The sequence below is a fragment of the Microbacterium umsixpiens genome (assembly GCF_053543675.1).
Window position 1 is genome coordinate 3,155 of sequence record NZ_JBLVOH010000146.1, and the last position, 12,240, is coordinate 15,394.

A 12,240-nucleotide genomic window follows, 5' to 3' on the forward strand; every position below is an offset into this window, starting at 1 on the left:
ACGTCGTGCCCTCGACAGGATTCGAACCTGCGACCTGCCCTTTAGGAGAGGGCTGCTCTATCCCCTGAGCTACGAGGGCGTGCGTCCAGTCTAGGCGACCGTCCGCACGCCCCCTCGCGCATCAGTCCTCGCCGCGGCGCCACAGCTTGGAAGGCCACCAGATCGCCTTGCCGATGTCGTACGTCAGCGCGGGGACGAGCAGCGAACGGACGACGAACGTGTCCAGCAGCACCCCGAACGCCACGATGAAGGCCAGCTGCACCAGGAACAGGATGGGGATCACCGACAGCGCGGCGAAGGTCGCTGCGAGCACGAGACCCGCTGACGTGATCACCCCGCCCGTGATCGACAGGCCCCGCAGGATCCCCTCTCGGGTACCGTGCTGCTTCGACTCCTCGCGGACCCGTGTCATCAGGAAGATGTTGTAGTCGATGCCGAGCGCAACCAGGAACACGAACCCGAAGAGCGGAACGGCCGGGTCCGCACCGGGGAAGTCGAAGATTCCGTTGAACACGAGCGCGGCGACACCCATCGCGGTTCCGAACGACAGGACCGTCGTCAGGATCAACAGCACCGGCGCGAGGATCGACCGCAGCAGCAGCATGAGGATCAGCATGATCACGAGGAGGATCACGGGGATGATCAGGTTGCGGTCATGGATGGAGGCATCGTTCGTGTCGATCGAGGTCGCGGTGACGCCACCCACGAGTGCCTTCGTGTCGCCCAGTTCGGAGCGCAGCTCTCGCACGGTGGAGGCAGCGGCGGCCGAGTCGGCCGCGTCGGTCAGCGTGCCCTGAAGCAGCACCTGCCCGTCGACCGTCGTGGGGTCGGGGGCGGGGGTGCCCGGCGGGCCGACGGCCGTGATGCCGTCCTCGGTGACGGGGGCGGTGCCACTGGGGGAGTCCGCGGCGGTGACGGAGACCGCATCGACCCCCTCGTTCGCGAGCAGGACGTCCGCGGCATCCTGCAGTCGGTCCTCGTCGACGACCACGTACACGGGGCTGCCGGATCCGCCGGGGAAGTGCTCGCCCAGAGCCACCTGACCGTCGCGGGCTTCCGAGGCACCGAGCACCAGGTCCGATTGCGGCACCCCGTTCGCGTCGAGCTGTGTGACACCTGCCGCGCCGGCGACGAGGACCAAGGTCGTCACGATCCAGATGACCCGTGGGCGCCGCTTGATGAGTCCCGCCAGCCGCGCCCACAGTCCCGTCGTGCGCATGCCGTGCTCTGCGGCGACCACTTCCGGTTCGAAGCGCGGGCGTCGCGGCCAGAACACGGCGCGACCGAAGAGCAGAAGCAGGGAGGGAAGCAGGGTGAGGGCGGACAGCATGGCGAAGACGATGCCGATCGCCGCGACGGGGCCGAGCGTGCTGTTCGACTTCAGGTCGCTGAGCAGCAGACAGAGGAGTCCGGCGATCACGGTGCCGCCCGAGGCCGCGATCGGTTCGACCGAGCCCTTCCATGCCGCCAGGAGTGCGACGCCCTTGTCCTGCGCCACCCGGAGCTCCTCGCGGAAGCGTGCGACGAGGAGCAGGGCGTAGTCGGTGGCGGCGCCGATCACGAGGATGAAGAGGATTCCCTGCGTCTGGCCGCTGAGAAGCAGCACCTCGAACTTCGCCAGCCACCACACCACGAGGAGCGCCACGCAGAGCGCGAACAGGCTCGTCGAGAGCACGACCAGAGGCAGCAGGAACGAGCGGTAGACGAGGACCAGGATGACCAGCACCGCCAGGAGTGCGACGCCGAGGAGCAGCCCATCGATCCCGGCGAAGCCGGCGACCAGGTCGGCGCTGAACCCCGCGGGTCCCGTGATGTACACGCTGATGCCGTCCGGGACGCCGGCGCGCAGCTCGTCGCCCAGTGCCGTCGTCGTGTCGGCCAGCTCGGCGTCGCTGTCGATCGGGATGAACGCCTGTACTGCCTGCCCGTCATCGGAGGGGAGGGCGGGAGACACATCCTCGCCGACGCCCTCCACGGTCGAGGCCCCGGCCACCGCATCCGAGATCGCATCGAGTTCGCTCTGCGTGAGCTCGTCCTCGGACGTGAAGACGGCGATCGCCGGGATCGAGTCGCTGTCGTTGAACTCACCGAGCAGCTGCTGCACCTCGGTGGCCTGCGCGGATTCGGGGAGGTACGTCGTCTGCTCGTTGGAGGAGACCTCATCGATCTTGCCGAACAGTGGACCGCCCAGAGAGGCGCCCACCAGCCACACGAGGATCAGAGCCACGGGGATGAAGACCCGCGCCCAGGAGTGCTGCCGCGAGCGCTCCCTGAGGGGTGGAGTCGGTGGGGAATCGGGGCGGGACATCAGGTGCCTTTCGGGGAGGGCGGTCGTTCAGAAGCAGGAGTCAGGAGCAGGAGGCAGGAGTCAGGAGATCCACGCGAGGATCAGGATCATCGTCGCGAGGAAGCCGGCGAAGTAGTTGAGGGCGATGAACCGGCGCCAGGCGCGATTCGTCGACGCGGAGCTGCCATCGTCGACGTTCCACCACGGTGCTGCGTTGACCACGTAAGGCAGAGCGAGGACGGCGGCGAGCGGGCCGGGCCAGGGGGTGAACAGCATCGCCGCACCGGCGATCACCCAGAGCCCGAGGGAGAGCCGAACCGTCGCACGCGCCCCGATGACGGTGGCTGTCGAGGAGATTCCGCCTTCGCGATCGGGGCCGATGTCCTGCACGGCACCGAAGGCATGGGCTGCCATGCCCCACAGGAAGAAGGCGCCGAGTGTGATGATGGTGCCGATCGTCACCGGTGCGCCGACCAGGGCGAGAGCGACGATCGCCGGACTCACGAAGTGCGTGCTCGAGGTGATCGAATCGAGGAACGGCCGCTCCTTGAAACGCAGCACCGGTGCCGAGTAGGCGATCACGGCGAACACGCTGACAGCGAGCCAGAACCAGGATGCCGGGTTCCCGACGATCACGAGGTAGACGAGGAACGGGACGTTCGTGGCGGCCGCCGCCCAGAGCGTAGCGCGATGGATGCGAGGCGCAAGGAGCGCGCCCTCGATGCCGCCCTTACGGGGGTTCGCCAGATCGGAGGCGTAGTCGAAGACATCGTTGATCCCGTACATCGCGAGGTTGTACGGGACGAGGAAGTAGAGGGTCCCGATCACCAGGGTCATGTCGAGTTCTCGCGTGGCGAGGAGATAGGCCGCCGCGAAGGGGAACGCGGTGTTGATCCAGCTGATCGGCCGCGAGGAGAGCACGATCTGCGCGAGATCCCGTCCGAAGGTGCGCTCGCGTGCGGATCGGGCGTTCATCCGCGGGCCTCGTCATTCTCGGTCGAGACTTCGCGCGCTCGCCGCCGTGCGCGCAGAGCCGTCCACAGGGCGGGAAGGAGCAGCGCGCCTGCGAGCGGATACGCGAAGTCCTCGATGGGGGCGAGGCCGATGTGCAGACCGAGCAGGGGATCCTGTGCGTAGTGGAACAGCCCACTCGCGATCATCAGCGTGTCGAAAACGGCCGTGAGGAGGAACAGGACGAGCACCGTCAGCAGGACGGCCGCGGGCACGGGTCCGCGTCGGCGGGAGGCGAGGGCCAGGACGATGCCACCGCCGGCGGCGACGAGGAGGAAGCAGGCTGCGACGTGGATGTAACTCATGCGTCACCGGCCTTCGTACCGAACCGGTCGCGCCTCCGAGCGACCAGGCGGGCGGAACCGGTGTAGATGACCATCGTGCACACGATGAGGAAGAGCAGGAACACCGGTTCCTCCACGGGCAGTTCCGGTGCGAGCACCAGACCCGTCGCGATCGCCGCGTCGCCGCGGAGGAAGATGCCGTTCACGATGCCCGCCGCGTCCCACAGGAGGAAGAAGACGAGGCCGACCACCGTGACGACGGCGGCCGAGAGCGCATCCCGCCAGAAAAAGAGCCGGAATCGCCAGTCCAGAAGCAGCATGCAGCCCAGCGACACCAACAGCGCGGTCAGGTACAGCGCGCCCATCAGGAGCTCGCCGTCCCGATCGTGGGGGCATCCGGTTCCGGGAGTGGGCCGGGGGAGTGATCACCGCGGAGACGCTTCAGGACGATCTCGGCGCTGATCAAGCACATCGGCACGCCGACGCCGGGCGCGGTCGTGGCCCCGGCGTAGAAGAGTCCCTGCACCCGCCTGGACGCGTTCTGAGCACGGAACATCGCACTCTGGGAGAGGATGTGCGCCGGCCCGAGCATCCCGCCCCGCCACGAGCGGTAGTCGTCGCGGAAGTCGGCCGGCCCTTTGGTATCGCGCACGACGATCCGCTCACGGAGATCGGGGATGCGTGCCCATGCCGCGACCTGGTCGATGGCGGCATCGGCCGCTCGCTCGATCTCCGCGGACCCCGACCCATCGGATCCGCCATGCCCGAGCTCGACATCCGCCGGAACGGGAACCAGGATGAACAGGTTCTCGTGGCCGGGCGGCGCGACATCGGGGTCGGATGCGCTCGGTCGGCAGACGTAGGTCGAGGCCGGGGCGGGGACGGACGGGGTGGGGCCGAAGATCGCGTCGAAGTTCGCATCCCAGTCGTCGGTGAAGAACAGCGAGTGGTGAGGGAGTTCGGGCAGGGAGCCTTCTACCCCGAGCATGACGAGCACTCCGCCGGGACCGCTCGTGCGGCGAGTCCACCACGACTCGGGATAGCTCTGCAGTGATCGCGGCAACAGCCTGGTCTCGGTGTGGTGCAGGTCTGCGGCGGAGACGACGATATCGGCGAGCTCGACGTGGGAGCTACCCGATCCGTCCACCCAATCGACGCCGGTCACGCGTGTTCCGCCGTCCCCATCCTCGGTGCGGATGCCGGTGACGTCGGCACCCGTGACGACCCGGGCTCCCGCATCGCGGGCCAGGGCCTCGATCCGTTCGATGACCCGCCAGAACCCGCCCTGTGGGTAGCTGACGCCCTGGTCCAGGTCGAGGGAGCTCATCAGGTGGTACATCGCGGGAGCGCTGCGAGGGTCTGTGCCGAGGAACACCGCCGGGTAGCCGAGGATCTGACGCACGACCGGATGCCGGAAACGACGAGCCGCGAAGGACTGCAGCCGGGTGCCGAGCAGCGTGAACAGACGGGGCAGCGCTCGAAGGACCTCCGGCGCCAGGAGCGACCGTGTCCGGGTGAAAGGGTTGTAGAGGAAGTACTTCTGCGCCATCTCGCCGGCATGACGTGCCGACTGCAGGTAGGAGTCCAGCGCCGGGGCAGAACCCGGTTCCAGATCCTCGAAGAGGCGCGTGACGGCCTGCCTGCCGGCGGGCACCGTCACCGCGCCGCGCGTCGGATCCTCTGCGGTCGGTTCGCGGAACACGCGATAGCCGGGATCCAGTCGGGTGAGGTCGAGCTGGTCCTCGGTCGTGGTGCCCATCATCGCGAAGAAGTGGTCGAAGACCTCGGGCATCAGGTACCACGACGGTCCGGAGTCGAATCGGAAGCCGTCACGCTCCATCGTTCCGGCCCGCCCGCCGACGCGGTCGTTCTTCTCGAGGACGACGACCTCGTGCCCGTCCCGTGCGAGCAGTCCCGCGGTCGCGAGGCCGGCGACGCCCGCACCGATCACCACCACACGGCTCATCGGTCGCGCTCCATCGCGGTCACGGCGACCGCGCGAGCGGCGAGCACGGCCTTGATCGGGTCAGGAACCCGCACCCGTCGTCGGTACAGGACCTCGGCCGGTGTCTTCGCAACGCGGCGGGTCAGTGCCGCGAACAGCGCCAGCGCGCTGCGCACGGCCGCGCGAGCATCCTTCGGGAGCAGGGGGATCGCCGCGCGGGCGTCGGTCAGTTGGCGCAGGATCGTGTCGACCCAGTCGTCCCGGTCTGCGTCGGTCAGACGCGCGGTGCCGCCGAGGTAACCGCGGTGCAGACGATCCGTGTCGTCGGCGAGGTCTCGCAGGAAGTTGACGTTCTGGAAGGCTGCGCCGAGCTGTCGCGCACCGCGTCGGAGGGTCTCGAGCTCCTCGGGTGTGCGGGGCGAGTCCCGCAGGAATACCTGAAGGCACATCAACCCCACGACCTCGGCGGACCCGTAGACATATGCCGCGTGGGCGTCGGCGTCGTAGGCGGCGAAACCCGTCTCACGGTCGATGTCGGCACTCATCGAATCGAAGAAAGGCGTGGTCAGGTCTTCGCCGATGTCGCACTCCCGGGCCGTCCGCGCGAAGGCGTGCAGAATCAGGTCGCTGCTGTATCCGCTGCGCATCGAGCGGTGAGTCGCTTCCACATAGGAGGCGAGAGCTGCCGACTGCGCCGCGCTGTCGAGCCCGGCCTCGGCGGCGACACCGTCGACGATCTCGTCGGCGATGCGCACCATCGCGTAGATGTTGCGCACATGTTGACGATGTCGCCGTCCGAGAAGTCGGGTCGCGAGTCCGAACGACGTCGAGTAGGTGCGGATCACGTCGCTCGTCGCGATCTCCGCCGTGCGGCTGAAACGGCGGAGGGCGGCGTCGTCGGAGGGATCGTGGGGGATGGTGGTCATCGCTCGCGACCATCGACGCGGGAGGCCAGTGCGCGGATCGTCCGTCCGGCGGCCGGTGGGAGTGTGCCCTCGGACTCCGCGTCGCGGAGAACGGTCGATGCGGCCTCGAGGTGCTCGCTGACGAGCCCACGCACGAATGCCTCGGCGCCGCACTCGCGCAGTCGATCGCGAGCTCGGGAGCCGTCCGCACCGCTGAGATCGGCTCTGCCGAAGTGCTGTTCGATCCCCTCCCAGTGGCTCGTCATGCGGGCATAGGAGATGATCGCGGTCTCCTTGCCTTCCCGCAGGTCCGAGAAGGGATCCTTGCCGTGTTCGTCGGGGTCGCCGAACACGGAGAGCAGATCATCCTGCAGCTGATACGCGAGGCCGAGGTGTCGGCCGATCGCGGTGAGTCGCTGCTCGGTCGCCGACGACGACCCTGCCAGCACGGCTGCGGCGCGCAGCGGAAGCACGAACGAGTACGTCGCCGTCTTGTAGGCGCTCGTCGAGAGGATCGTTCGTAGATCCGGAGTGATCATGCCGTCGCTGAGAGCGACATCGGCATGCTCACCGGCGACGGTCTCGAGGATGGTCTGCTCCAGAAGCGAGAGCAGGCGATCGCGTGCGTGCACGGAGACGTCCACCCGGGCGAACCCCAGCACCGCCGAAGCCAACAGGAGATCGCCGAGGAGGATCGCGCTCGATCGCGCCCAGTGCAGTTTCGGTGCGGCAGGGGCGTCCGGCCGACCCGCGACGAGAGTGCCGATAAGGTTCGGTCCGCGCCGGCGGATGAGGTCTCCGTCGATGACATCGTCATGCAGGAGGAAGGCGAAGTGCAGCAGCTCGACCTCGGCCGCGACATCGATCGCGGACTCGCTCGCCTCCGCCGAGAGCGGGTGCGGTGAGAGGGCCTGCGCCAGGTCGACGAGCAGTCGCGGCCGGATGAGTTTGCCGCCGAGTGCGTGCTCGGCCGCCACCGTCCACAGCTCCGTGAACCCGGGGCCGTATTTCTCCGCCGCTGCCGTGTGCGCGGAGAAGCGTCGCCGCAGCGCGGCTTCGATCCGTGTCCCGAGTGCTTCCTCCGTGGCTGTCGCGCTCATTGCTCAGACCTCGCCGACCTGTCGCAGAAGGGGAAGCTGCTCGACGAGCCACGGGCTGAACGCGAACGGTGCATGGGTGACGGCTTCGATCAGGGCGGGAACTTCGACCCACGTCCATTCGGATACCTCGTCGGGATCGGCCGCGGGCTCACCGTCGATCATCGCCACGTGCACCGGGCAGATCTCGTTCTCGACGATTCCACTCGCGTCGATGGCCCGATAACGGTAGTCAGGCAGCACGAGGCGAATACCCGTGAGCTGGATGCCGAGCTCGTCGATGCCGCGGCGCCGAACGGCGTCCGCCATTTCCTCGTCGGGTCGTGGATGACCGCAGAAGCTGTTCGTCCAGACTCCTGGCCAGGTCCGCTTCGCGAGGGACCGGCGTGTCAGGAGTAGACGCCCTCGTGCGTCGAAGACGTAGCACGAGAAGGCGAGATGCAGCGGGGTGTCGCTCGTGTGGACCTCACTCTTCGGCAGTGTGCCGATGGCGGTCCCATCTTCGGCCAGGAGGGTCACGTGGTCCATGGCATCTCCCTCTTCCGAGCGTTGGAAATAGCTAACTTGGTGAGTAGTCAACTTAGCATGAAACTGTGTGTGTGTAACATGATCGCATGGACACGGAGCCCGGCACCACCCCGCACACCGGGGCGAGGGCGACGAATCCGCCCATCGATGGTGATACGAGCACTGCCGACCGCGCGCCGGATGGGCTGAGCCACGCGGCGATCTACGACGTCGATGCCAGTGATCCGCGGAGCACGCTGGTCGATCGGACGGGCGTTCCGCCTGAGGAGTTGCGGCAGATCGCCCGGCTCATGGAGTCGCTCGCGGGTCTGCGGGAAGCCGAGCAGACCCTCTCTCAGGCTTCACGCCGGTACATGCGCCTCAATGAGACCGACATGCGTGCGCTGCACTATCTGATCGTGTGTGCGAATCGGAGCCTGGTGGCGACACCCGGGGGTATAGCTCACCACCTCGACGTCTCGACGGCCGCGACGACCAAGCTCCTCGATCGGCTGGAGAAGGGCGGGCACATCACACGCTCACCCCACCCGACCGACCGGAGGGCGCTCCGCATCAGCATCACGCCGGAGACGCGGCTCGCGGCGATGGAGACGGTCGGTCGACAGCAGGCGAAGCGCTTCTATGCGGCCGCCCGGCTCTCGCCGGCAGAACGCGACGTCGTTATCCGATTCCTCCAGGACATGACGGAAGAGATCACGCTTCGAGACGAAGCCTGGTTACAGCAGACGTCTGATTGAGAGAACGGCCCACGAGGGGCCGAACTCAGTGCGCTGCCTTGTACGCATCCAGGATCGGGGCGGGGATGCGTCCTCGCTCGGAGAGCGTGTAGCCGTTCTCATTGGCCCATGCCCGGATGGCGGCAACCTCGGGATTGCGTGCCGGTCGCTTGCGAGAAGATGAAGAGGAACGTGCGGTGCTGGAGGACCCGGCGCGACGCCCTGCAGCGATATACGGCTCGAGAGCCTTTCGCAATTCCTCCGCATGCGCGGCATTCAAATCGATCTCGTAGGAGGCGCCGTTGACCGAGAAATGCACGGTCTCGCCTTCTCCGACTTCGAGGACGCTGCCGTCGATGTCGTCGACCAGCTGGTGCACAATTCGTCTAGCCATGCGTGCGACTTTACCTGCAGAAGCGAAATGCGACAACAATTGAATATTGCATGGTCATAATCCGCTTCAGCGCTGGTCTCAGGGAAGAAGCCCCGCGCGGCGCGCTCGAGTGACGGCCGCATGACGGGTGGAAGCGTCGAGTTTCGCCATCGCGGTGCCGAGGTATGCCTTGACCGTGCCCTCGCGCAGCCCGAGTTGCGCGGCGATCTCCGCATTGGTCGATCCCAGCGCCGCGCAGGCGAGGACGTCGGTTTCACGGGGTGAGAGATGGATCGTAGGCACGGGGGCCGTCGCAGCGGGAGTCGAATCCCCGGCGAGTGCCACGAGGCGCCGCTCGACCTCGGCGATCCGTGCCCGTATCGCCGCGTCGTCGACCGACGCCGCGATGCTGCGCAGCTCGGCGAAGCTCTCCCGGAGCGCCTCGCGCTGCGGGGGCGCCACAGCCTCACTTCCCAGCGGGCTCGTGTCCAGCCGTCGCTGTACCTCGTCGCGGATCCGCAATTCGTCGGCGACGGACTGGGCCACCTGCATGGCTGGAGCGGTGGTGACGCCACCGACCTGTTCCTCATCCCACGCGCCGGCGTAGAGCACGCCGCGGGACCGGCCGTGGACGACGATCGGGAGGGCGAGGAGTGTGCGCAAACCTTCACCGAGGACGAAGACGTCGTAGTCGTGGGTGATCTGCTGCGACGAGCCGTAGTCGCTCGTCATCCGTGGGCGCAATTCCATCATCGCGCGCCCGCCGAGACCGCGCTCCGGTCGCACTCGCAACCCGTCCAGGGATCGGGTTCGCGCGCCGACGATACTGGTCACGCTCACGACGCCCTCTTCGATGAGACCGCCGAATGCGACAGGGAATCGCGTTCGCCGCGCGAGCTCGCGCACCGCATGGGCGACGAGCTCCGACTCGGAACCGAGAGGGACTGGGGCGCTCACAATTACCTACTTCCGGGGGTGACGACTGTGTTCCCCGTTTCGTAGCGTCGACTTTATCATCCGCACAGTTCCGCTGCGCGGGGACCGGACATGTGGCAAGGAGGCCCCATGAGTGATCAGACGCACGTCGATTCGAACGGTGAGATCGACTACATCGCCGTCGAGCAGTCTCCACGATTCCAGAGGTTGAAACGGACGCAGAGATCGTTCATCTTTCCGCTCGCCGTGTTCTTCCTGTTGTGGTATTTCGCCTATGTGCTTCTTGCGGCATTCGCGCCCGATTTCATGGGACAACGTGTGTGGGGCGATATCACCATCGGGCTCCTCCTCGGTCTCGGACAGTTCGTCACGACGTTCGGCATAACCATGGCGTACGTGTCGTTCGCGAATCGGAAACTCGACCCGTTGGCGACGGAGATCCGTGAAGAACTCGAGAAGGCGCAGGGGCACGCATGAACGCAATCCGCGCGGCGGTCGAGCCGGTCGCTCTCGATATCAACCCCGTCTTCAACATCTCGATCTTCCTGGCTTTCGTCGCGGTGACACTCTTCATCGTCATCCGCGCGAGCCGCAACAACAAGACCGCTGCCGACTACTACGCCGCCGGCCGTTCTTTCACGGGACCGCAGAACGGATTCGCCATCGCAGGCGACTATCTGTCCGCGGCGTCCTTCCTCGGCATCTGCGGCGCCATCGCGATCAACGGCTACGACGGATTCCTCTATTCGATCGGATTCCTGGTCGCCTGGCTCGTCGCACTGCTGCTGGTGGCGGAACTGATGCGCAACACCGGGAAGTTCACGATGGCGGACGTGCTGTCGTTCCGCTTGAAGCAGCGCCCGGTGCGAATGGCGGCCGCGATCACGACGCTCGCTGTGTGCTTCTTCTATCTGCTGGCGCAGATGGCCGGTGCCGGTGGGTTGGTATCGCTGCTGCTCGGCATCGACGGACGGCTCGGGCAGTCGATCGTGATCGCCGTGGTCGGCTTGCTGATGATCGTCTACGTCCTGATCGGCGGCATGAAGGGCACCACCTGGGTGCAGATCGTCAAGGCCGTCCTCCTGATCGGCGGCGCCGTCGGCATGACGATCTGGGTGCTCGCGATCAACGGCTTCAGCCTGAACACCCTTCTCGAGGCCGCGGTCGCGAATTCCGACAAGGGCGATGCGATCCTGGCTCCGGGACTGCAGTACGGCGCGAACCCGTGGGACTTCCTGTCCCTCGGCATGGCGCTCGTACTCGGGACCGCCGGCCTGCCGCACGTGCTCATGCGCTTCTACACCGTGCCGACGGCCAAGGAAGCGCGCCGCTCGGTCGTCTGGGCGATCTGGCTCATCGGCGGCTTCTACCTGCTGACCCTCGTGCTCGGCTACGGTGCCGGCGCACTGGTCGGTGCGGATGTGATCGCGGCCGCTCCGGGCGGCGTGAACTCGGCGGCGCCGCTGCTCGCGCTCCGGCTCGGCGGTCCGGTGCTGCTGGGCTTTATCTCCGCCGTGGCTTTCGCGACGATCCTCGCGGTGGTCGCTGGTCTGACGATCACGGCCGCGGCATCGTTCGCGCACGACATCTACGCCAATGTCATCCAGAAGGGGCGCAAGGATGCTGCCGGCGAGCCGGTCGCCGCAGATCCGAACGGCGAGGTGCGCGTCGCTCGTCGCACTGTGGTCGTGATCGGCATCCTGGCGATCCTCGGCGGCATCGGAGCGCAGGGGCAGAACATCGCATTCCTCGTCGCTCTCGCTTTCGCCGTCGCCGCTTCCGCCAATCTGCCGACCATTCTCTATTCGCTCTTCTGGCGGCGGTTCACGACCCGGGGCGCGGTGTGGAGCATGTACGGCGGGCTCGGGTCGGCGATCCTGCTCATCGTGCTGTCGCCGGTGTTCTCGGGAACCCCGACATCGATGATCCCTGGGATCGACATCGCCGTGTGGCCACTGAACAATCCGGGGATCGTCTCGATCCCGCTGGGTTTCCTCCTCGGCTGGCTCGGAACGGTGACGAGCTCCCGCAAGGAGTCTCCGCAGCTCGCCGCCGAGATGGAGGTGCGCTCGCTCACGGGGTTCGGCGCGGAGAAGGCGGTCGAGCACTGACCGCGGCCTCCTGAGGATCGAACCCGGGCAAGACGTGGACCCGGCGG

At 67.0% G+C, this 12,240-nt stretch carries 13 protein-coding genes and 1 tRNA gene; 3 read left to right on the forward strand and 11 right to left on the reverse strand.

From position 1 onward, the window contains the following. Positions 1-6: 6 nt before the first annotated feature. The 9 genes from ACNPM4_RS14335 to idi form a co-directional block, all read right to left on the reverse strand. A tRNA-Arg gene (locus ACNPM4_RS14335) sits at positions 7-79 on the reverse strand. 42 nt (positions 80-121) lie between these two features. After that, positions 122-2,308 carry an MMPL family transporter gene (locus tag ACNPM4_RS14340; RefSeq protein ID WP_448986096.1) on the reverse strand — a complete coding sequence of 729 codons (2,187 nt, stop codon included), beginning with the start codon at positions 2,306-2,308 and terminating at the stop codon, positions 122-124. A 60-nt stretch (positions 2,309-2,368) separates the two neighbouring features. Further along, positions 2,369-3,262, reverse strand: coding sequence for a prenyltransferase (locus ACNPM4_RS14345; protein ID WP_448986097.1), 894 nt, complete (start codon positions 3,260-3,262; stop codon positions 2,369-2,371). Next, on the reverse strand, positions 3,259-3,603 hold the full coding sequence (locus ACNPM4_RS14350; RefSeq protein ID WP_029262729.1) for a lycopene cyclase domain-containing protein: 345 nt from the start codon (positions 3,601-3,603) through the stop codon (positions 3,259-3,261). Before ACNPM4_RS14350 ends, ACNPM4_RS14345 begins: the two co-directional genes overlap by 4 nt. Beyond that, entirely contained in the window at positions 3,600-3,947 is a 348-nt protein-coding gene (locus ACNPM4_RS14355) for a lycopene cyclase domain-containing protein (protein WP_448986098.1), read from the reverse strand. Before ACNPM4_RS14355 ends, ACNPM4_RS14350 begins: the two co-directional genes overlap by 4 nt. Then, on the reverse strand, positions 3,947-5,548 hold the full coding sequence (gene crtI / locus ACNPM4_RS14360) for a phytoene desaturase family protein (protein WP_448986099.1): 1,602 nt from the start codon (positions 5,546-5,548) through the stop codon (positions 3,947-3,949). Before crtI ends, ACNPM4_RS14355 begins: the two co-directional genes overlap by 1 nt. After that, entirely contained in the window at positions 5,545-6,453 is a 909-nt protein-coding gene (locus ACNPM4_RS14365; RefSeq protein ID WP_400858056.1) for a phytoene/squalene synthase family protein, read from the reverse strand. Before ACNPM4_RS14365 ends, crtI begins: the two co-directional genes overlap by 4 nt. Further along, a complete protein-coding gene (locus ACNPM4_RS14370) occupies positions 6,450-7,532 on the reverse strand; it encodes a polyprenyl synthetase family protein (RefSeq protein ID WP_448986100.1) in 1,083 nt (360 codons plus the stop codon). The genes ACNPM4_RS14365 and ACNPM4_RS14370 overlap by 4 nt, the downstream gene beginning before the upstream one ends. Before the next feature lie 3 nt (positions 7,533-7,535). Further along, complete coding sequence (gene idi / locus ACNPM4_RS14375) at positions 7,536-8,057, reverse strand: isopentenyl-diphosphate Delta-isomerase (RefSeq protein ID WP_448986101.1); 522 nt, start codon at positions 8,055-8,057, stop codon at positions 7,536-7,538. An 86-nt stretch (positions 8,058-8,143) separates the two neighbouring features. Between idi and ACNPM4_RS14380 the strand changes: the two genes are divergently transcribed. After that, on the forward strand, positions 8,144-8,794 hold the full coding sequence (locus ACNPM4_RS14380; protein WP_448986102.1) for a MarR family winged helix-turn-helix transcriptional regulator: 651 nt from the start codon (positions 8,144-8,146) through the stop codon (positions 8,792-8,794). A gap of 25 nt (positions 8,795-8,819) precedes the next feature. On the opposite strand, the gene ACNPM4_RS14385 is transcribed toward ACNPM4_RS14380, so the two are convergent. Together ACNPM4_RS14385 and ACNPM4_RS14390 are read right to left on the reverse strand one after the other, a co-directional pair. Then, positions 8,820-9,167 (reverse strand): histone-like nucleoid-structuring protein Lsr2, encoded by a 348-nt coding sequence (locus ACNPM4_RS14385; protein ID WP_029262722.1) that lies wholly within the window; start codon positions 9,165-9,167, stop codon positions 8,820-8,822. A 78-nt stretch (positions 9,168-9,245) separates the two neighbouring features. Next, positions 9,246-10,103, reverse strand: coding sequence for a LuxR C-terminal-related transcriptional regulator (locus tag ACNPM4_RS14390; protein ID WP_029262721.1), 858 nt, complete (start codon positions 10,101-10,103; stop codon positions 9,246-9,248). Positions 10,104-10,211: 108 nt separating this feature from the next. On the opposite strand from ACNPM4_RS14390, the gene ACNPM4_RS14395 reads away from it, so the two are divergent. Together ACNPM4_RS14395 and ACNPM4_RS14400 are read left to right on the forward strand one after the other, a co-directional pair. Then, positions 10,212-10,559 (forward strand): DUF485 domain-containing protein, encoded by a 348-nt coding sequence (locus ACNPM4_RS14395; protein ID WP_029262720.1) that lies wholly within the window; start codon positions 10,212-10,214, stop codon positions 10,557-10,559. Beyond that, a complete protein-coding gene (locus ACNPM4_RS14400) occupies positions 10,556-12,193 on the forward strand; it encodes a solute symporter family protein (protein ID WP_262003825.1) in 1,638 nt (545 codons plus the stop codon). Before ACNPM4_RS14395 ends, ACNPM4_RS14400 begins: the two co-directional genes overlap by 4 nt. Positions 12,194-12,240: the final 47 nt, after the last annotated feature.

What these genes read in the sequence shown, in the direction of transcription:
- ACNPM4_RS14345 (WP_448986097.1), bottom strand. Translation starts at nt 3,262, where the DNA reads ATGAACGCCCGATCCGCACGCGAGCGCACCTTCGGACGGGATCTCGCG.
- ACNPM4_RS14400 (WP_262003825.1), top strand. Translation starts at nt 10,556, where the DNA reads ATGAACGCAATCCGCGCGGCGGTCGAGCCGGTCGCTCTCGATATCAAC.
- ACNPM4_RS14385 (WP_029262722.1), bottom strand. Translation starts at nt 9,167, where the DNA reads ATGGCTAGACGAATTGTGCACCAGCTGGTCGACGACATCGACGGCAGC.
- ACNPM4_RS14355 (WP_448986098.1), bottom strand. Translation starts at nt 3,947, where the DNA reads ATGGGCGCGCTGTACCTGACCGCGCTGTTGGTGTCGCTGGGCTGCATG.
- ACNPM4_RS14340 (WP_448986096.1), bottom strand. Translation starts at nt 2,308, where the DNA reads ATGTCCCGCCCCGATTCCCCACCGACTCCACCCCTCAGGGAGCGCTCG.
- ACNPM4_RS14395 (WP_029262720.1), top strand. Translation starts at nt 10,212, where the DNA reads ATGAGTGATCAGACGCACGTCGATTCGAACGGTGAGATCGACTACATC.
- ACNPM4_RS14350 (WP_029262729.1), bottom strand. Translation starts at nt 3,603, where the DNA reads ATGAGTTACATCCACGTCGCAGCCTGCTTCCTCCTCGTCGCCGCCGGC.
- crtI (WP_448986099.1), bottom strand. Translation starts at nt 5,548, where the DNA reads ATGAGCCGTGTGGTGGTGATCGGTGCGGGCGTCGCCGGCCTCGCGACC.
- ACNPM4_RS14365 (WP_400858056.1), bottom strand. Translation starts at nt 6,453, where the DNA reads ATGACCACCATCCCCCACGATCCCTCCGACGACGCCGCCCTCCGCCGT.
- ACNPM4_RS14380 (WP_448986102.1), top strand. Translation starts at nt 8,144, where the DNA reads ATGGACACGGAGCCCGGCACCACCCCGCACACCGGGGCGAGGGCGACG.
- idi (WP_448986101.1), bottom strand. Translation starts at nt 8,057, where the DNA reads ATGGACCACGTGACCCTCCTGGCCGAAGATGGGACCGCCATCGGCACA.
- ACNPM4_RS14370 (WP_448986100.1), bottom strand. Translation starts at nt 7,532, where the DNA reads ATGAGCGCGACAGCCACGGAGGAAGCACTCGGGACACGGATCGAAGCC.